Origin of the sequence: uncultured Marivirga sp., from assembly GCF_963974845.1 — a bacterium.
GTDB classification, from domain to species: Bacteria; Bacteroidota; Bacteroidia; order Cytophagales; family Cyclobacteriaceae; genus Marivirga; species Marivirga harenae.
Window position 1 is genome coordinate 296569 of sequence record NZ_CAXBEQ010000002.1, and the last position, 20000, is coordinate 316568.

Here is a 20000-nt window from a genome sequence, read left to right on the forward strand (position 1 = left end):
TAAAGCATTGCATTTTGATAATTTATGAATGACCTCAAGATTTCAATCAACTAATGCATGGAGTCACAGATTAATTAAGCTTAGTAAAAACAACAAAACATGGACGAGATAAATAATTTACCAGAACAAGACGGACGGAACTTCATTGTGACTGGAGCAAATACTGGGCTAGGTTACGAGAACAGTTTATCTCTGGCGAAAAAAGGAGCTAAAGTGATAATGGCTTGCCGTAGCATGAATAAAGCCAATGCCGCTAAAGACAGCATAAAAGAGGAAGTTCCAACGGCAGACCTGGAAGTAATGGAGATCGACTTAAGTAGCTTAGAGTCAGTTCATAATTTTGCTAAATCCTATCAATCTAAATATGATCACCTAGACGTTTTAATTAATAATGCAGGAGTAATGATGCCACCCTACACAAAGACTAAAGATGGGTACGAACTTCAGCTGCAAGCCAATTTCCTTGGGCATTTCCTTCTCACAGGTTTGTTATTGGATACGGTCTTGAAAACACCGAATTCCAGAATCGTTACCTTAAGTTCTATTGCGCATAAAAGCGGTAAAATCAATTTTGACGACTTGCAAAGTGAAAAGAAATATTCGGCATCAGATGCATATGGGCAATCAAAGTTAGCTTGCTTGATGTTTACTTTTGAATTACAGAGGAGATTAGAGAAAGCAGGTTATGAAAATACAATCTCAACCGCATCACATCCAGGTATTGCCACTACTGAATTAGCGAGACATATGCCGAAAATAGTTTACTCACTTTTAAAATATACAGTGGCCCCTTTCCTCACGCATGCTCCAAAAGAAGGTGCTAAACCTACCCTTGTAGCAGCAATTGGCGATGCAGAAGGTGGTGATTATTTTGGTCCAACTGGGTTTAATGAGTTCAAAGGGAAGCCTGGTAAAGTGTCGAGCACGGACTTAGCAAAAGATGAGGATACTGCTAATCGACTGTGGGAAAAGTCGGAAGAGCTGGTGGGTTTGAAGTATTTATAGATGAAGACAAAATAGGTCAAATGAGAAAGTCTTCTTAGAAAAATGAAGGCAGTCTGACTGATTAAGCACCAAAGACCTGTAATAAATGTATGTTCTTAAGGAAGGTTAGCACCTCCGGAAAACAATCAGCCCATAAAAGAGTAAATTAGCTTATAGTCTTCAATCTAAAAACAACAGCATTTGGCGCCTCAATCCTTTAAACCCCAGCGTGTAAGTCTAAAAGATAGTTTTGCTACGCTCCAATTTGTCCCACGTTTCTTCACTGAAATCCGAAAGGTAAACCCTTTCCTTTTTTATTCAAACTTGATTTGTCGCATAATTAGCGCTTTACTACCGATAAGTATGCTTTGGGTCGGGAAGCTGATTATTGATGAAATCGTTTTGCAGATAAATGCCAAAACAGAAGACATGAGTCAGTTATGGTTGTTCATACTTCTTGAATTTGGTTTAGCGATTGCCTCTGATTTACTTAGCAGGCTTACTACTCATACAGATGCGCTTTTAGGAGATCAATATTCGATTGGCTCATCAGTAAAAATCATCAAAAAAACCGCCCAGCTCACGCTTTCGCAACTGGAAGATTCTGAATTTTATGACAAACTGGAACGGGCAAGACAGCAAACAACCGGTCGAGTAGGGCTAATGTCTAATATACTTACCCAAGGACAGGATATTATTGTAATTGCCTCCCTCCTTACTGGTGTCGTGGTATTTGAACCCTGGCTCATTATTTTATTGGTGCTGTCTATCATCCCTACAATATTAAATGAAATCAAGTTTAGCGGCACAAGCTATTCTCTAGCCAGAAGCTGGACGCAGGAGCGCAGAGAATTGGACTATCTCCGCTATGTAGGTGCAAGTGATGTCACAGCAAAAGAGGTCAAACTTTTTGGGCTCTCCGGCTACCTGGCAGATCGATTTAGCGTGCTATCTCAGCAATATTATAAAGAGAGCAAGAAGCTATCCTATCAACGTGCAACCTGGGGCTCCTTTTTCAACATTATCAGCACCTGTGCTTATTATGGTGCTTATGTACTTATTGTTTTCCGAACCGTTGCTGGCGTGCTCACCATAGGTGATCTTACCTTTCTGTCAGGCTCATTTAATCGTCTAAGAAGCAAGCTGCAAGGTCTGTTTATAAGATTCACAGCCATAACGGAGCGCGCCCTGTATTTACAAGATTATTTCGAGTTTCTGGATTTGCGGACTTCCTACAGCTCAGATCAGATCACTGAAACAATGAAAGAGGAAAACCTTCCTTTGCCTGAAACTATTAAAGAAGGTTTCGAATTTCGCAACCTTGGATTTAAATATCCTCGTTCAGAAAACTGGGTAATCCGAAACGTTAGCTTTCAACTAAAAGTTGGAGAAAAACTAGCGTTAGTTGGAGAAAACGGAGCAGGCAAATCAACACTCATTAAATTACTATTGCAATTTTATGCGCCCACGGAAGGAGAGATTCTACTTGATGGCATTCCAATTCATAAGTTTGATGCTGTCGAATATCACGATCGGTTTGGGGTTATTTTTCAGGATTTCGTGAAGTTTGACCTGAGCCTTCGAGAAAATATTGCAGTGGGTGAAATTGAAGAATTGGAAAATCAAGATCGACTTCAAAAGGCAGCAGAGAAGAGTCTTGCCGAGGAGGTCATTCAAGAGCTACCCAATGGCTATGATCAAAAATTAGGCAGGCGATTTAGAGATGGAAAAGATTTATCTGGAGGACAGTGGCAGAAAATTGCCATGGCTCGAGCTTATATGAAAGATGCAGACGTTCTGATTCTGGACGAACCGACTTCAGCACTGGATGCTAGAGCTGAATCAGAAACCTTTGATCGCTTTATCTCCTTGACGGAAGGCAAAACAGCGGTCATTATTTCCCATCGATTTAGTACCGTCCGGATTGCAGACCGTATCATGGTCCTCAAAGGAGGAAAGGTATTGGAGATTGGAACACACGAAGAATTGATGGCAAACAAGCAACTATATTCAGAATTATTTAATTTGCAGGCTGCTGGTTATCAATAACCATCTAATTACAAGAAAATATAATATGACAGACAGAGATGAGTTTTGATCACAATAAGTTACGTTTCTTTTTTTACAGTCTGTATAGTATACTTGCTCTAATTATCATGGTTGATTTTCTGATACCAGGGAATAAGGTGATAGATGAAATCTCTACTGTACAAAAAGAGCGACAACAATACTTTAATGCAGCACGAAATTTTCATTATTCCTATAAAGTTTCCACTTCTCAATATGATTTCTACATTACAGGAGATTATGCCAAAGAAATAGACATTAATGAAAGAATAGAATTTGAGGTGTCATTGCTCTTCAAAGAAGTAAATGAGTATAGACTGCTCAGTTTTGAGAAAAGTGATACTTATTCTCTCCGTTATATATCGAGTCTTTTCATACCTCTCCTGGTACTGATTACTATGGCATTTGCTTATTTTTCAAAAAAGAAAATAAGTACACTAATTTTTGTATTGCAAGTGCTGCTGCTGGCTGATCTTGTTTTTTTAATTCTGTGAAGAAGTTTGATTCTATTACTCTAACTGTGGCCCTCTCTTTAGTATTGTGGAATTAAAGTCAAGTCAAAGCAGATTTCTAAAGTTGAAACTCTAATGCTAGTCATAGCACCCCAAGTGCAGATCTCGGATCATTCAAGCCTCTATCCCAGTTCTAAACGGGATTTATAGAAAGCGAGTAGTAAAAGAATGATGCTAATAATTATATCAAAATTGGAATATTTACATTAGATTTATAGCCACTTATCATATTTAAGTGTTTTTTGCTACCTGGTTTAATGAAATTGAACAATGAAAATACCAGATTTTTCATAGTGGCACTAAGTTTGATATTTGCTTTCTTCATCAAAAAAAATACTATGAAAAAATTATTTACGATAATATTAGTGTTGGGATACATTGCCGCACATGCACAAACAACCATAAAAATAGAACCAAAGAAAAAACCTACCCCAACTACGCGAGTGGAAGCAGCAACTACCCCTCCCCAGCTTCGCACAATAAAGGGCGAGCAAAGGATAAAGGGTGAAAAGTTTAGTAGAAATACGATATACTTAAACCTTCTCGGAACTTCTGTTCCAGCATCAATTAACTACGAGCGAATAATAACCAAAAATGGTCTTATTAACTTTGGAGCAAAAATTGGCGGGTTTTACTTTAAATTTCCTGAGTATAATAAGTTAACACTAGCAAATGCAAGCTTTGAGTTTAATATGTTGGTTGGAAGAAAAAGCCATTTGTTTACTATGGGTTTTGGCTGGGCAGGATACTATGGGCAATGGTACTCCAATAGACAAGAGGAAACAAGAAATTACGGAATTCCTACAAGCACTTTCTCCATGCATTATAGATTCCAAAAACCCTCTCATAGTGTCTTTTTTCAAGTAGGATTCACTTCTACCACACTATTGGGTTTTGCTTCTGATGATTTGGTTGAAATGGCAATTGGAAACGCTGTAATTTATGGAATGGATTTAATATTTGGGGAAAAACCATCTTTTACGGTGCCTTCTATAGGAATTGGATATTCGTTTTAAAAGTAGTAATACGTTTTCCAAAAAACAGAAAATAGCGCTTCAGGATTAAGTTGGGGCGCTATTTTTATGTCATATAAGTAAGGATGTATGATGTTGACATTAGAATCAGTTTCACTTCGAATTAGAATTCAGTAATCCTCAGGCTTAAAGCAAATTTCATTGCTAAAAAACTTCACCATGAGTTTGCTGAATTAACTTTTTAGCCATTGAGGGAAATTTATTTACAAACCCCACTGATAAGCTAGCCCTGAATTGGTTTCCAAATAGGTTTTGCGTTTTCCTTCCAACCCACAATCTTTTTGCGAAGTGATTATTCCAAACCTTTTCGTATTGAGATTCTACTTCTGCCCTATCCTTAATTTTCTGTTCATAGAAATTAATTATAGTAGAACTAGCTATGAATCCACTGTGAATGGCCATGGCCATCCCATTACCACAAAGAGGTGTAATCAGTCCGGCAGTATCCCCTGCCATCAGCATATGATTCTCAACTGAGGCTTTTCTTTCAAATGAAATCTCATTGATGACTTCAGGCTTTTCAAAAAGCATTTCAGCACTTTCAAAAATATCTTTCAAAATAGGATTCTGAAACAAAATGGCCTGTTCCATCTCTGCTATATTACTGTTATTTTTTAAATTTTCCCTCCTACTTAAATAACAGATATTAACTTTTTCATCCTCCACATGACTTACCCCGCAATAGCCTCCTTTGAAATTATATAGGCCAATAACATCTTTCGGGAAATCAATTTTTGCATGATATTTCACCCCCAGGAAAGGGGATTTCCGCTTTATAAAATCTCTATTGAAAGTCTTGTCGAGCTTCGATCTTTTTCCATATGCATTGATTACAAAATCTGAATTGAGCTGTTCTCCAGTTTTCAGCTTCACTGTAAACTCATCTTCATTAAATGAAATATCACTTACCTCTGTTTTGGTTTTAACCTCTACTCCCGTTTCCACAGCTTTTTGATATAAAAAGTCATCCAACTGAAAACGGCTAATGCCAAATCCGCCCAAAGGCAAATCAATTTCCGCAATATTACCTTTAATATCCGATAAGTTGAATTTGTTGAGTACTGAAGGATTAAAATGAGCAGGAAATAAATCCATTCTTTCCAAAAATGGCTTCACTTCGTTGGAGATATATTCTCCGCAAACACGATGAAAAGGGTACTCTTTTTTCTCAATCAAAAGAGTTTTAACGCCTGACCTTTGTAAACATATTGACGAAATCAAACCCGCTAAACCACCTCCGACAACTATTACCTTAAACTTATTTTTATCCAAAATCACAAATTTATATAACCCTTAAACACTCTCTTCGTCAAGGAGTTTTATAATCTAAATTTAAAATTCATAAAAATACTACATTTAAGCTGAAAAGCATGGTTTTTAAAGTGCCTCGACTGGAAAAATCATTACCTTTGTGGCTTGTTTAAAAATATGTGGACACAACTAGCGCATAACGTAATAAAATATCGACTGCCTCTAATCATCATTTTGGCATTGGTGACCATCTTTATGGGCTACCGTGCCCGAAATGTTGAGTTGGATTATGATCTGGCAAAATTGGTTCCTGAAGCCGATGAAGACTATAAAGCCTTAAAAGAATTTGAGAGAAAATTTGGCGTAGATGACAATATCCTTGCCTTGGGAATAAAAGACAGTGCCCTCTATACGCCAGAAAACTTTGCTCGACTTCAGTATCTCTCAAAAGCTTTAAAAGATATTAATGGGGTCAATAACATCCTTTCAATTGCGAATTTTCAAAAACTTCAAAAAAATACTGAAGAACGGAAATTTGAAATGCAACCGATGGTGGACAAGTTGCCAAAAGATCAAGCAACTTTAGACAGTTTATTGAATGAAATTAAAGGCCAAAAATTCTTTTCTTCTCAATTGCTAAATGCAGAAAACGGAGCAACTGCTGTTATTTTGACATTAGATGAGAAGATTTTCAACTCTCCCGACCGCCAGACTTTAATGTCAGACATTATACAACTCGGGGACGCATTTGAAGAAAAAACTGGAATTGAGCTGCATTATGCAGGTCTACCTTTTGTTCGCTCGACCATGATGAGCAAAGTCCGTCAGGAAATCATTCAATTATTGGTTCTATCCGTTATAGTGACAGCCTTGATTTTATTGGCTTTCTTCCGTTCTTGGGATGCCGTATTATTTCCTTTGTTAGTAATTTTCTCAGTGGTTATTTGGTCAGTTGGTACTCTCGATCTGCTGGGTTACAAAATCACTATTCTCACGAGTTTAATCCCCACTATAATAGTCGTCATTGGGATTCCCAACAGTATATATTTGCTCAACAAATATCATCAGGAGTTTGAAGAGCATGGCAATAAAATTAAAGCCATCAGTACCATTACACGTAAAATCGGGATTGTTACCTTGATTACGAATTTCACGACTGCTGTTGGATTTTTAGTATTAACATTTACGGAAATAAAACTATTGGAAGAGTTCGGTATAGTTGCTGGTGTAAATATCTTTGCCACTTTCATCGTCAGCATAATTCTTATACCAGCTGTTTTCTCTTATCTGCCGGAGCCTGGCAGAAAGCAGTTGAAACATATGAATTTCAAAATGACAGACTACGCCTTGAAATGGCTTAATAAGTCTGTTCATTATCATAGAACTGTCATTTACTTCGTCACAGTAGTAATTGTGATTGCTGCCTTTATCGGAGGATTTCAACTGAATTCCATCAGTTATATGGTGGATGATCTCCCAAAAGACGGTAAGACCATTAAGGATTTACGCTTTTTCGAAGAGAATTTCAGTGGTATTATGCCTATGGAAATCATTATTGATACCAAGAATAAAAGAGGTATCGTGCAAAGAAATACACTGAGAAAAGTAAATCAGTTTGAAGAATTTCTTGATAGCATCCCGGCTATTAGTCAACCCATCTCAATTGTAGATATGGTGAAAGCAGCTAGGCAGGCTTATTACAATGGAAATCCTGCTTTCTACGATTTACCAAACTCCAGAGATTATAATTTCATCATGCGATATCTTCAACAGGATGAAGAAAATATATCTGTCATGAGTAATTTCACCAATGAAGAACTATCTGAAATGAGAATATCGCTTAAAATAGCAGATATTGGTTCCGATAAAATGAATGCACTTTTGGAGGAGTCTATCAAACCTCGTATGAATGATATTTTTGAAGGTGAAGATTTTGATATTCAGATTACGGGGACAACGCCAATTTTTATCAAAGGAAATGAATACCTGGTCGAAAATCTGAGAATGAGCCTATTCATCGCGTTTTTGATAATAGCACTTGTAATGGGTGTTTTATTTCAAAATATAAGAATGATAATCCTGTCCCTAATCCCTAATGTTATTCCTTTATTAATAACGGGCGGATTGATGGGCTATTTAGGCGTACCGCTAAAACCAAGTACAGTTTTAGTATTTAGTATAGCCTTCGGTATCTCTGTGGATGACACTATCCACTTCTTAGCAAAATACAGGCAAGAATTATTTGCCAATAATTTCTTCGTTCCATTGGCAGTAACCAAGACATTAAAAGAGACCGGCAAGAGTATGATTTATACATCAGTTGTACTTTTTGCCGGATTTATAATTTTTGTGACTTCAAGTTTTGGTGGCACCGTTGCTTTGGGAGCATTAACTTCTACAACATTACTGGTAGCAATGCTTACCAACTTATTGGTTTTACCCTCTCTTTTACTGACTTTCGATGATGGAAAAAGAAGAAAAGGAAGCCACCCGCTTATCGAACAATATGATGATGAGTTCTATCTGGAGTCCGAAGATGAAGAAATCAATTTAAAAAGAATTAAAAAAGCAGAACCTAAAGTTCCTTATAAGCCTGAGGGACAGAAAAATTCATGAAAATGGGTCAATATAAAGAATACAAAAACTTGAATTATGCCGAGCTGGCAGATGAAGTCTTAGAATTTTGGAATCAAAATGATATTTTTCAAAAATCGATGACATCCCGCGAAGGGAAACCCACTTTTACTTTTTATGAAGGGCCACCATCTGCTAATGGCACACCTGGAATTCACCATGTGATGGCGCGTGCTGTAAAAGATATTTTCTGCCGATACAAAACCCTAAAAGGCTTTCAGGTAAAAAGAAAAGGTGGCTGGGATACTCATGGTTTACCTGTAGAACTGCAGGTTGAAAAAGAGCTCGGCATTACAAAAGAAGATATTGGCAAAAAGATCTCCGTAGCCGAATACAATGAAAGATGCCGAAAAGCAGTCATGAAATTCAAGGGCGAATGGGATGACTTAACTCGTAAAATGGGTTATTGGGTTGATTTAGATGATCCATACATCACTTTCGACCGCAAATACATGGAAACCTTATGGCATTTGCTCAAGAAATTTTACGATAAAGATTTATTGTATAAAGGCTATACTGTTCAGCCCTACTCCCCTGCGGCAGGAACTGGTTTAAGTTCACACGAATTAAACCAACCAGGATGCTACCGGGATGTAAAAGACACTTCCATCACGGCTCAGTTTACTGTAAAAAAGGACGACAAATCAGCTTTCTTATTTGAAGAAGAAAATGAAGATGTTCGCTTTATTGCCTGGACGACTACCCCATGGACTTTGCCTTCGAATTGTGCATTAGCTATTGGTGAGAAAATTGAATATGTAAAGGTTAGAACTTTCAATCAATATACCTTTCAGCCTGTTTCTGTGGTCATGGCCAAAGACTTGGTCAATAAGCACTTTAACGCTAAGGCTAAAGATTTAAAACTTGAGGATTACAAAGAAGGTGATAAGTTAGTGCCTTATGAAATTGCTCAAACTTTCAAGGGAAAAGATATAGTGGAAACCCGCTATGAACAATTGATGCCTTATGTTACTTCAGAAGATTTAGCGCAAAATGCATTCCGAGTAATCCCTGGTGATTTTGTAACTACAGAGGATGGTACCGGAATCGTGCACACCGCTTCAGTTTTTGGTGCTGATGACTTTAAAGTAGCCCAGCAGAATAATGTACCTGCTGTCATGGTGAAGGATGAACAAGGCAAAGATGTTCCCTTGGTCGATAAGCAAGGCAAATTTGTAAATGAAGTGACGGATTTTGCAGGAAAGTACGTGAAGGAAGAGTATTATGACGATACCACCCGTAATGACCCTGATTTCAAACCTACTGATGTTCTCATTGCCATCAAGTTAAAAGAAGATAATAAAGCTTTTAAAGTAGAAAAATACGAGCACTCCTATCCTCATTGTTGGAGAACAGATAAGCCAATTTTATACTACCCATTAGATTCTTGGTTTATCAAAACCACAGCAATGAAAGACCGATTGGTGGAATTAAATAAAACAATCAACTGGAAACCAGCCTCAACGGGTGAAGGTCGTTTTGGCAATTGGTTGGAAAACTTAGTGGATTGGAACTTAAGCCGATCAAGATATTGGGGTACTCCGTTGCCAATCTGGGTAACAGAAGATAGAAAAGAGCAAATATGCATAGGCTCTATGGATGAATTAAGTGCCGAAGTGGTAAAGTCTGTAAAAGCTGGTTTTATGCAGGAAGAACTTGCTGAAGATTTTGATTTGCACCGACCTTATGTGGATGACGTAATTTTAACGAGTCCATCTGGTCAGAAAATGTTTCGTGAGCCAGACTTGATCGATGTTTGGTTTGATTCAGGTGCTATGCCGTTTGCGCAATGGCATTATCCATTTGAAAATAACCAGACTTTTGAGAAAAATTACCCCGCAGATTTTATCGCTGAAGGAGTCGATCAAACCCGCGGTTGGTTCTTTACTTTGCATGCTATATCAGGAATGCTATTTGACTCGGTAGCCTATAAAAATGTTATAGCTAACGGATTGGTATTGGATAAAGAGGGTAACAAAATGTCTAAAAGATTGGGCAATGCCATCAATCCATTTGAGACCTTGAAGAAGTACGGTCCAGATGCAACACGTTGGTATATGATCGCAAATGCCAATCCTTGGGACAACCTAAAATTTAATTTGCAAGGAGTTGAGGAAGTGCAGCGAAAATTCTTCGGAACGCTCCAAAACACCTATAACTTCTTTGCGCTTTACGCCAACTTAGACGGCTTTACTTTTGAAGGGGACAATATTCCTTTGGAGAATCGTACCGAAAGTGATCGTTGGATATTATCTAAATTAAATTCTCTTAAAAAAGCCGTTGATGCCGCTTATGATGATTATGAGCCAACTCGTGCTGCTCGCTTAATCCAGGATTTCGTTCAGGATGATGTAAGTAACTGGTATGTTCGATTGAACCGTAAGCGCTTCTGGAAAGGCGAATACAATGAAGACAAAAAAGCAGCTTATCAATCACTTTATGAGTGCTTGGAAAGTATTGCTATCATGAGTGCACCCATCGCACCTTTCTATATGGACAACTTATTCCAGAGCTTGAATAAAGTGAGTGCAAGAATGACTGAAGAGTCAGTGCATTTGGTGAATTTCCCTCAAGCTGACGAAAAAGTCATTAATAAAGATTTGGAAGAGAGAATGTTCTTGGCGCAGCACATCAGTTCCTTAACGCACTCCATCAGAAAAGCACAGAAAATAAAGGTGAGACAACCGCTTCATAAAATTTTAGTACCTGTTTTAAATGATAAAACGCGTCATCAAATTGAAGCTGTGGAGGATTTAATCATCTCTGAAGTAAATGTAAAATCTATTGAATATATAGATGATGCTTCAGGAGTTTTGGTGAAAAATATAAAGCCTAATTTCCGTAAACTTGGACAGCATTTTGGCCCTAAAATGAAGGCCGTAACGCAAATTATTAGCCAATGGGGACAGGAAGAAATCGCTAAAATAGAGCAAAATAATGCTTTTGAAATTGAATTGGATGGAGAAGTTCATATATTAACTTTGGAAGATGTAGATATTACTTCACAAGATATTCCAGGTTGGTCAGTGGCTTCAGAAGCTGGCATAACTGTTGCTTTGGACATCAGCATAGATGATGATTTGCGAAGAGAAGGACTGGCTAGGGACTTGGTGAACAGGATTCAAAACTTAAGAAAAGAAAAAGGATTAGAAGTTCAAGATAAGATTGCTGTTGCGGTAAAAAAAGGAAATGAATTAGTGGATGCAGCCATTTCGCAAAACAAAGATTACATTTGTTCCGAAACTCAGGCAGTTTCATTAGATTTGGCTGAAAATTTAACCGAAACCACAGAATTAGAAATAGACGATTTGAAAATTGAATTGTCTTTAGTGGTGAAAAACCAATAAAAGTGAAATACACAAAATATTTTTTACTGACATTTTTTTTAATAGCCCTAGACCAAGTGGTAAAGCTTTGGGTACATTTTAATATGGAAATGGGCATTGCGGGACAGATTGAAGTCTTTGGCGAATGGTTTAAATTGTATTATACGCTGAATCCAGGAATGGCCTTTGGCATGCAATTTGGCTCTGAATACGGCAAATTAGGTTTGACTTTATTCCGCCTAGTGGCAATGTTTTTCATTGCCTACTACCTTTACAAATTGGCAAAAGATAAAACTCATCCGGGCGTTTTATGGAGCATGGCGGCTGTTCTAGCAGGTGCAATTGGGAATTTAATAGACAGTATGTTTTATGGAATTTGGTTGGATAACGCTCCGTACAATGCCATTTCCCCCTGGTTCCACGGACAAGTAGTTGATATGTTCTACATCGACATCTGGGAAGGAAGAGTTGCAGAATGGATACCATTTTGGGGCGGAGATTATATTTCTCTTTGGCCGATTTTCAATATAGCTGACGCAGCAATTTTCTGTGGAGTAGCCGTAATCTTAATCTTTCAAAAGAAATTTTTTAAGGCGGTGAAGAATGATGTAGCTGAGGGCTAATGAAAAAAAATTCAAGTAATAATAATTAATCCCTCAAGTTAATAGATAATCTAAGCAAACGCTTTAGAGAAAAAAGTGCTTAATTTATTTCGTAATTCCATAGAAGCCTGGTTGTTTGAATGGAAGATATTTCCAGATGTGGTATCGAACTCATATTCTTTGCTCCATTCTTCATGATTTTCAGCTAGATCTTTTATAGCACCAAGCATAAATTCTATTTCAGAGTTAGTATGTGTTGGATGAATCGACAATCGAATCCATCCAGGTTTAAATGAATAATCCCCCTCGTCTATTTTATCTGTTATACTTTTCGAATTTTCTTGAGTTACATGAAGCAAATAATGGCCGTAGGTTCCAGCGCATGAGCATCCTCCCCTGGTCTGAATTCCGTATCTATCATTAAGCATTTTCACAGCCAAGTTGTAGTGGAGATCATCTATATAGAAAGAAATGACTCCTAATCTGTCTCGATGATCAGCTGCTAAGAGGTGGAGGTTGGGAATAATACTGAGCTTTGGCCAAATTATATCCAAAATTTCATTCTCTCTTTTTTGAATATTATCAACTCCCATCTCTTCTTTTAATTGCATGCACATGGCAGCTTTTATGGTTTGGAGAAAGGCTGGGGTTCCTCCATCTTCACGAGCTTCAATATCTTCTAAATATTTATGTTCTCCCCATGGATTGGTCCAATCTACTGTTCCACCCCCTGGATTATCAGGAACATTATTGGAATACAGTCGCCTATTGAATACTAGAACCCCAGTGGTCCCTGGTCCGCCAAGAAACTTATGGGGTGAAAAATAGATAGCATCCAGATCACTATTTACGGGGGCTTCAGGATGCATATTTATATCAACGTAGGGTGCCGAACAAGCAAAATCCACAAAACAAAGACCATTATTTTGGTGCATCAAACTTGCAATTTCAAAATAGGGCGTCATAATTCCAGTTACATTTGAGCAAGAAGTTATTGCCGCAATCTTTAATTTCCGATGGCCATACTCCGCTACTTTTTCCTTGAAATTATTTAAAGAAACGAGGCCATCTCCATTTGGCGGAACAACAACAACATCTGCAATAGTTTCTAACCAACTTGTTTGATTGGAATGATGCTCCATATGCGTTATGAATACTACAGGCTTATCTATTTCTTTGATTTGAATAGAATTTTTGAAAGATTCATGAATTCTTAGGCCCAATATTCTCTGAAATTTATTCACTACCCCAGTCATTCCCGAATCTGAGGAAATAAGAACGTCCTCTTTATGAGCTCCTACATGTGATTTTATGATTTCCTGAGCCTGATGGTAGGCAATAGTCATCAAAGAGCCTGTGTAATTGGTTTCTGTATGTGTATTCGCCACAAAAGGCATTAATTCTTTTCTCAATCGCTCTTCGATGGGTAAATATAGACGACCACTTGCAGTCCAATCAGCATAAACGAGCGGGATCGAAGCATGATTAGGAGTCCTGATAAAACTGTCATAACCAATAATTCCTTTGCGATATTTTGAAAAATATTGTTCCATTCTGATTTAAGAAATCTTTATTTCAAATATTTCTGTTCTAAAATATTTCTGAAAATTTACTTTAGTAGCAAGATATGGCTTTTCCTGAACATTAACAATCATTTAAACAGGCTGAAACCTGTCAAAAAACGCTCCATGGCAAAATTATTTGAAATGGAAATAGTTATGGAGTAGCACGCAAATCGTTATGGAATCTGGACAAAAGCTTAAAGCAACTCTCCTTAATCTTAATCTCTAGTTTGGGAAAATTATTCTGCTGAATCTAATGCTTTAATCTCATTGGTCTTATCCTATATTTTCTCCCATTTTTCAAGCATGGGTTTTTCGAATTTAATATCTCTATATTCATCCGGGCTCATGATAGGGATTACTGAAATAATAGCTCAAATACCAAAAAAATATTAGGCTTAACTTACCGCCATTTTTTTCTAGTAGATAATGCTAATTATTCAGTAAATTTCTCCAACTGCTTTATACATTTTTTCTGAGCCTTAATGATATCCTTATAAATATTCTTATCCTGTTCGGCTGCATCTGCCTCCTCATACGCATTTACTGCTTTCAAGTAAAACATTTTAGCATTAAGTGCTTGATCCATCATCATATTTACTTCTGCTAAGATATATAAATCTTGATAAGATGGATTCTCATCTTTTTCAACCAACTCTACAATTTTTAGCAAGGAGGTTTCGGCCTTTATCCTGTGTTTGTCAGCAAATTTTATGGGTAGATCGAAATCTTTGAAAAGTAACAAATGCGTAGTCGCCTTACTTTTCAGGCAAAGCAAATTTTCTGGATCTATTTCTAAAGCTGTGTTAAAGTTTTTAAGTGCTTCTTGCTCTTTTCCTTTCACAAATTGGAGGGCAACTCCTTTATAGTAATACCCATCTGAAATTTTAGGAGATAATTTTATTAAATCATCCGCATAGGTAGATAAACGATCAAAATCCTTCGCTCTTTCTAGGACTTGGCAGACTAGAAGGGTCAGGTCTTTGTCTTTAGGGTCATTCTCTAATGCTGGTATAATCTTGTTGAGAGAAGGCTTTACCTTACCAGAATAATATAATGTCTTAAGTGCTTCATATGTACTGCTATTTCCCTCGTTCTTATTCTCCACTGTACCCATTGTAATGTTTATTAATATTTTATTGTGCCTTGAATAATGGTATTATCCGTATTCTAAAGTACAAAGTTACGAAACCTACGGCTTAACAAAAGTTTATTGAAGATTCTATTAGGATTTCTTTTGGAAAAAGCGATCTCGATTTTTTTAGCAAAAGTCATTAAACCTCTCAATTTGAAGTAAATTATTTTTTATATGACTTTTTTACTAAATTATGTTCTCCTTAGGTCTTTTAATTAAAAGCATAGCTCATGAAGAATAAAAGTATATACATTATATTTATTTTAATCTTATTTGGTTCAGCGGCTAGCCAGAAAAAAGCAGATTTCTCGGGCAAACTTTTGTTAGAAATAGCTGGAGAAAGCTATCTGTACGATGACATGACCAGAACTGATTCCAGGTTGTCCTTTCAAGAAAAAGGCATTGTTGTTTATATAGTAAACCCAACTGGTGATGGCACTATAGCCGAGATCACTATTCTTTCAACGAAGATATACAATAGTAAAATTCACAACTTTGATTTAGGTGCCAAGAAAGAGAAACCTAAAACAATGTTAGATATTTATAAGTCTGAATCTGGAAAAGACAATGACGTTCTTAACTTCAAATTCAGAAGAATTGACAAAATGCAGGCAGAAGAATATATCGTATTAAAAACTGGAAAGGTCAATCTTGAATATGCAGATGATCCATCTTATTTCAAAATGAGCTTCAATGGAAAGGATAGGGATGGCACCTTATTTTCAGGATCTTTAGAGCTACACAATCCTTATCTCATGGATAGTCGGGATTAAGTAAATTAGAAATGCTCTTCCTACATATTCTTAACATTATAACATGAAACAGTTTTTGTATCTCCTGATCCAAATTCATAATCCAAGCTATAAGACAACTACGATCGGTTGAAATTCCTTTGAATACGCATCCTTATTTATAATTTTTCTCAAAACAATACTTAGCAATATTCAGGTGGTTTGCCATTTCCTGCCCTAGCATTAAAATAATTCCATATACAAATAATGACAATTAAATGTGCAATTATTGCTAAGTAAGAGCCTTCAAATCCGAAAGCTCCACGGTTCAATAGAGTATCATTATGTAGTTCAAGCTCAATTAAAGAATAAGAAGAGGCTCCGCTAGGTATAACCAAACAAATACTGAAAGAAAATAATTGAAAGTCAAAAAGGTATACTAATTCCTAAAATTCTTAACCATCCATTAGGGTTCATTTTAGTGGTACTCATTATTACTTATTAATCGTTTAGCTTCTTTAGTAATTCAAAAGCAATTTTAAAGGATCTTGCTTTAACAACTTAGTTGTCTTTTCATACAATACAGGGCTGTAGGCTTTCAAGGCTTTGGGTCTTTCAAAAAAGTTTTCGAGTAGTACTGCAAAAAATTCATGATGGTCAATGGCCGCTACAGATCTGAAAAGAGAAGTATCTCCTTCTTTAATTTTAAACATCTCAAATTCAGCAAGGCTATAATATTTCTTCCATAATTTCTCATCCAAAAAACCATATTCATGATTAGAAATCCTGTTTTCAAGATGGATGGCATGAGCTAATTCATGTATTCCCAAATTAACACCATCTGTTTCATCAGCTATTCCCTGAACGAGATTCTTCCATGACAAGACTATAATTCCAAAGCGAGGATTCACCTCTCCTTTATGGTATTGATTATTAATCGTTGAGTAATAATTATCTGGATAAATCAGAATTTTCTTAAAATGTGTGAGATATACTCGAGGCAGACCAAAAGTTATTTGAACAGACAGAGCTGCGACCACAATTTTCATTTCATCGGTTACTTCCTCCATTCCTCTAGAAACAAACTTTTTGGCACTTATAAACTGGCTCACACGCCAAATAAACTCTTTCTGATACTTTAATTTGAGTTGCCTAAAATATGGAGAATATTTCTTCAGCTTCCTTACTTGCTCCTGATTCAATCGACCTAGTCCGAAAATACCGAAGTAGTTTAATGTTACCTTAATTACATCCCTAACAGCCTTCAACATAAGAAGAACAATCAATAAGGGGAATAATAAGGCAATCGCTAAAAAAATATTATCAATCAAAACTTATGGCAAAAAATCTGGTTTATCCAATTTATTATTAATTCTATATGCTGCATTTACCAATCCCACGTGGCTGTATGCCTGAGGAAAATTTCCCCACATAGAGCCATCTGAAGATTTCACATCTTCACTCAATAATCCAACATGATTTGAATAGCCAATTACCTCCTCAAATGCTTCCATAGCCTCTTCCGTTCTGCCTACGCAGGCGAGGGCCTCAGCATACCAGAAAGCACAGATCAAAAATGTAGTTTCTGGTTCTCCGAAATCATCAGCATGCTTATACCGGTAAAATAGCCCTTTTCCTACTTTCAAATCCTCTTCCAAAGCCTTCAAATGATCTTTGGCTTTCTGGCTATTGTGCGGCATATAATTCATCATAATGAGCTGGAGCGTACTTGCATCCATTCTTTCTACGCCTTCTGCTTGAGCGTAAGCCTTCCTGCTTGGCGCATAGCATTTCTCCAAGTGAGCCGCGGCCTGTTTTAGTAATTTTTCTGCTTTTTTGCCAAGCTCAATCTCACCAATTTCTTTAGCTATTTTCATTGCTGCATGACTACCCGCCCACTGAAAAAGATGGGTATAAGCATGTTTTTGTTTCAGATTTCTGAATTCCCATAAACCAGCGTCTGCCTCATCCATCGTAAATTCTATCTTCTCTAAAATTGTTTTGAGCAAATAAGCAGACTGAGACTTTTCCATGTTGGCAAAGCGTTTATCCGTATATAGAGGAAGAATCGCTAACAAAATCTGTCCATAAACATCATTCTGAATATGAGTATAAGCATCATTTCCGACTCGCACGGGTTGATTTCCTAAATAACCTGGCAAATCCAACTCCTTTTCAATAATGGTACTCTCCCCAACCAAATTATAAAGAGGCTGAACTCTTTCCTTTCCTCTCATAGGAATATTGGTGAGATATAGAAAGTAATTCTCCATTTCTTCAAAGTGACCGATATTATTGAAGGCTGTAAGAGTATAATAAGTGTCACGCATCCAACAATATCGATAATCCCAGTTTCGAGTACTTCCTGGTGACTCGGGCAATGACATGGTAGGCGATGCTATAATTCCACCTGTATCCTCATACTGATGGATTTTTAGTGCCAAAGAAGACCGTATCACTTGTTCTTGATAATGTTGACCAATACTTGTAGATTTCACCCAATTTTGCCAATAGAAAATAGTTTTGCTTATAAAATTTTCAGCTGTTTCTTGCAATTCTGCTTCCAAAGGAGCACCATATGTCATCACCATATAGCGGGTTTTAGTAAGCACAAAAGGACTGCTATCCATCACCATATTAATTGGAATATTGGTAGTGAGCCTTAAAGTCTCTGGCAACCCAAAATATCGGATATGACTGCTACCTCTTTCTCTAGTAAGCTTTTTCTGTCCGTAATCTCCTACTGGATTGCAAACCACTTTGAGCTGGGGTAAACCTCTCAATGGCTCGATTTTCCTGATCAACATCTGAGGCCGATAATAGCGGTCGAACTGACGAAACCTTGGAGCACAATCAATTATTTTATATGCAAATTCATCAGTTTCCACTACGGTCTCCAATACATTGGTATTGGGAATATAGTCTTGTGTTATTTTATAGTTTTCTGAAGTGGGCTTAATGGAGAATTCTCCTCCTTTTTCCCCGCCAATCAGACTGCCAAAAATAAAGGAACTGTCAAAACGGGGCATACACATCCATTTGATGTCCGTATCTTTTCCAATAAGTGCCAAATAAGCACAATTGCCTATCATTCCAAGGTCGTAGGTATGTCTTTCTTGCATTTTATCAATTTCTTAAAGTCTGTAATTTTAAAAATTATCCTCTCGGAAAAAAGTATAATGCCTCTAAACATTATTTCCCATAAACAATCTCGTCCAAATTAGCATCAAAAATCTCGATTGCATCTTTAATCAGTCGAATGGCTTCCAAATAGAAATCTGGATTAACTTTATCTGCAGTATCAGTGATTTTGTGATAATCAGGATGATCATCTACGCCAAAATATATAAAAGGTATTTCTGCCTGATGGAAAGGGGCATGGTCTGAGGCATTGACCCAATATGGCTTTTTCTTGGGAATATCCCTTCCGAATAACAGTTTAATACTTTTATCCTTTGATGCTTCATTTAATAAGGGCTTTAAATAGGGTGTGAAATAAGTTCCTACAGCATATATTTCATTTTTATCTCCGCGACTCACCATATCTAAATTAATATTCATTTTTATTCGACTGGTGTCCATCACGACTGATTGCATAAAATGCTTTGCCCCTTGCAAACCCATTTCTTCTGCATCAAAAAAGGCAAAAAGCAAGTTATTCTCAGGTTGATTTTCTCTGAAATACTTAGCTAGAGCCAATAGTGTGACCACTCCACTGGCATTATCATCGGCACCATTATATATTTTAGTACTATCTTCCATCCCAACATGATCGTAATGTGCCGAAATCACGATATAATTTTTACTAGAAAAGCCTTCGATGAAACCCAAGATATTCACAGCAGGAATGCTATCCTTTCCAAACGCAAAAGGCTGAGTGTAATCCTGCACATAAGCTGACACCCCCACTTTTTGCAGTCTCTTTATTATAAAATTTCTGGCTATTTTATTGCCTTGACTATTGGTCTTCCGTCCCTGAAGTGAATCAGAAGCCAGAAAAAACAAATCCTCCATTACTTTGGCAGAATCAGGAAAAACAGCAATTGAGTCCTTTTGTGCAAAGCCTTGCTGAGCAATTAAAAGGGACAGGAGAACGAGGCAATGCTTTAAAGACTTCATTAGGACAAGTATACTTTTATGTTGTTGAATTTACAGAGATAAA

14 protein-coding genes are annotated in these 20000 nt (G+C 37.0%); 8 read left to right on the forward strand and 6 right to left on the reverse strand.

The window, feature by feature from the left end; translation table 11 throughout:
- Positions 1 to 99 precede the first annotated feature (99 nt).
- The 4 genes from AAC601_RS05805 (at position 100) to AAC601_RS05820 (ending at position 4579) form a co-directional block, all read left to right on the forward strand.
- Positions 100 to 1005, forward strand: a complete 906-nt coding sequence (locus tag AAC601_RS05805; RefSeq protein WP_303270982.1) for an oxidoreductase — start codon at positions 100 to 102, stop codon at positions 1003 to 1005.
- Between the two features lie 180 nt (positions 1006 to 1185).
- Positions 1186 to 3033, forward strand: coding sequence for an ABC transporter ATP-binding protein (locus tag AAC601_RS05810; protein WP_340152741.1), 1848 nt, complete (start codon positions 1186 to 1188; stop codon positions 3031 to 3033).
- A gap of 107 nt (positions 3034 to 3140) precedes the next feature.
- Positions 3141 to 3545 (forward strand): hypothetical protein, encoded by a 405-nt coding sequence (locus AAC601_RS05815; protein WP_303270984.1) that lies wholly within the window; start codon positions 3141 to 3143, stop codon positions 3543 to 3545.
- A gap of 356 nt (positions 3546 to 3901) precedes the next feature.
- Entirely contained in the window at positions 3902 to 4579 is a 678-nt protein-coding gene (locus AAC601_RS05820) for a hypothetical protein (protein ID WP_303270985.1), read from the forward strand.
- A gap of 162 nt (positions 4580 to 4741) precedes the next feature.
- Here the strand turns inward: AAC601_RS05820 and AAC601_RS05825 are convergent, their stop codons facing one another.
- Positions 4742 to 5869 (reverse strand): NAD(P)/FAD-dependent oxidoreductase, encoded by a 1128-nt coding sequence (locus tag AAC601_RS05825; protein ID WP_303270986.1) that lies wholly within the window; start codon positions 5867 to 5869, stop codon positions 4742 to 4744.
- A gap of 156 nt (positions 5870 to 6025) precedes the next feature.
- Between AAC601_RS05825 and AAC601_RS05830 the strand changes: the two genes are divergently transcribed.
- From AAC601_RS05830 to AAC601_RS05840, 3 genes are read left to right on the forward strand one after another with little or no spacing between them, the layout of a single operon-like run.
- The gene (locus AAC601_RS05830; RefSeq protein ID WP_340152742.1) at positions 6026 to 8464 is read left to right on the forward strand and encodes an MMPL family transporter; all 2439 of its coding nucleotides are present in this window, start codon (positions 6026 to 6028) and stop codon (positions 8462 to 8464) included.
- Between the two features lie 2 nt (positions 8465 to 8466).
- Positions 8467 to 11829: an isoleucine--tRNA ligase gene (gene ileS / locus AAC601_RS05835; RefSeq protein WP_340152743.1), complete on the forward strand. Its 3363-nt coding sequence runs from the start codon at positions 8467 to 8469 to the stop codon at positions 11827 to 11829.
- A gap of 2 nt (positions 11830 to 11831) precedes the next feature.
- Entirely contained in the window at positions 11832 to 12431 is a 600-nt protein-coding gene (locus AAC601_RS05840) for a lipoprotein signal peptidase (RefSeq protein WP_340152744.1), read from the forward strand.
- A 50-nt stretch (positions 12432 to 12481) separates the two neighbouring features.
- Here AAC601_RS05840 and AAC601_RS05845 read toward each other — a convergent pair whose 3' ends face one another.
- Together AAC601_RS05845 and AAC601_RS05850 are read right to left on the reverse strand one after the other, a co-directional pair.
- Positions 12482 to 13963 carry an aminotransferase class V-fold PLP-dependent enzyme gene (locus AAC601_RS05845; protein ID WP_340152745.1) on the reverse strand — a complete coding sequence of 494 codons (1482 nt, stop codon included), beginning with the start codon at positions 13961 to 13963 and terminating at the stop codon, positions 12482 to 12484.
- A 445-nt stretch (positions 13964 to 14408) separates the two neighbouring features.
- Positions 14409 to 15089, reverse strand: coding sequence for a hypothetical protein (locus tag AAC601_RS05850; protein ID WP_340152746.1), 681 nt, complete (start codon positions 15087 to 15089; stop codon positions 14409 to 14411).
- A gap of 248 nt (positions 15090 to 15337) precedes the next feature.
- On the opposite strand from AAC601_RS05850, the gene AAC601_RS05855 reads away from it, so the two are divergent.
- Positions 15338 to 15880: a hypothetical protein gene (locus AAC601_RS05855; RefSeq protein ID WP_340152747.1), complete on the forward strand. Its 543-nt coding sequence runs from the start codon at positions 15338 to 15340 to the stop codon at positions 15878 to 15880.
- Between the two features lie 476 nt (positions 15881 to 16356).
- On the opposite strand, the gene AAC601_RS05860 is transcribed toward AAC601_RS05855, so the two are convergent.
- The 3 genes from AAC601_RS05860 to AAC601_RS05870 form a co-directional block, all read right to left on the reverse strand.
- Complete coding sequence (locus AAC601_RS05860; RefSeq protein ID WP_340152748.1) at positions 16357 to 17109, reverse strand: zinc-dependent peptidase; 753 nt, start codon at positions 17107 to 17109, stop codon at positions 16357 to 16359.
- A 63-nt stretch (positions 17110 to 17172) separates the two neighbouring features.
- Positions 17173 to 18960, reverse strand: a complete 1788-nt coding sequence (locus AAC601_RS05865) for a glycoside hydrolase family 15 protein (RefSeq protein WP_303270994.1) — start codon at positions 18958 to 18960, stop codon at positions 17173 to 17175.
- 70 nt (positions 18961 to 19030) lie between these two features.
- Positions 19031 to 19957, reverse strand: a complete 927-nt coding sequence (locus AAC601_RS05870) for a M20/M25/M40 family metallo-hydrolase (RefSeq protein ID WP_340152749.1) — start codon at positions 19955 to 19957, stop codon at positions 19031 to 19033.
- Positions 19958 to 20000: the final 43 nt, after the last annotated feature.

Excerpts from the sequence above, each read along its gene's own strand:
- AAC601_RS05805 (WP_303270982.1), top strand. The coding sequence starts at position 100 with ATGGACGAGATAAATAATTTACCAGAACAAGACGGACGGAACTTCATT.
- AAC601_RS05815 (WP_303270984.1), top strand. The coding sequence starts at position 3,141 with ATGGTTGATTTTCTGATACCAGGGAATAAGGTGATAGATGAAATCTCT.
- AAC601_RS05820 (WP_303270985.1), top strand. The coding sequence starts at position 3,902 with ATGAAAAAATTATTTACGATAATATTAGTGTTGGGATACATTGCCGCA.
- AAC601_RS05830 (WP_340152742.1), top strand. The coding sequence starts at position 6,026 with ATGTGGACACAACTAGCGCATAACGTAATAAAATATCGACTGCCTCTA.
- ileS (WP_340152743.1), top strand. The coding sequence starts at position 8,467 with ATGGGTCAATATAAAGAATACAAAAACTTGAATTATGCCGAGCTGGCA.
- AAC601_RS05845 (WP_340152745.1), bottom strand. The coding sequence starts at position 13,963 with ATGGAACAATATTTTTCAAAATATCGCAAAGGAATTATTGGTTATGAC.
- AAC601_RS05850 (WP_340152746.1), bottom strand. The coding sequence starts at position 15,089 with ATGGGTACAGTGGAGAATAAGAACGAGGGAAATAGCAGTACATATGAA.
- AAC601_RS05855 (WP_340152747.1), top strand. The coding sequence starts at position 15,338 with ATGAAGAATAAAAGTATATACATTATATTTATTTTAATCTTATTTGGT.
- AAC601_RS05860 (WP_340152748.1), bottom strand. The coding sequence starts at position 17,109 with ATGTTGAAGGCTGTTAGGGATGTAATTAAGGTAACATTAAACTACTTC.
- AAC601_RS05865 (WP_303270994.1), bottom strand. The coding sequence starts at position 18,960 with ATGCAAGAAAGACATACCTACGACCTTGGAATGATAGGCAATTGTGCT.
- AAC601_RS05870 (WP_340152749.1), bottom strand. The coding sequence starts at position 19,957 with ATGAAGTCTTTAAAGCATTGCCTCGTTCTCCTGTCCCTTTTAATTGCT.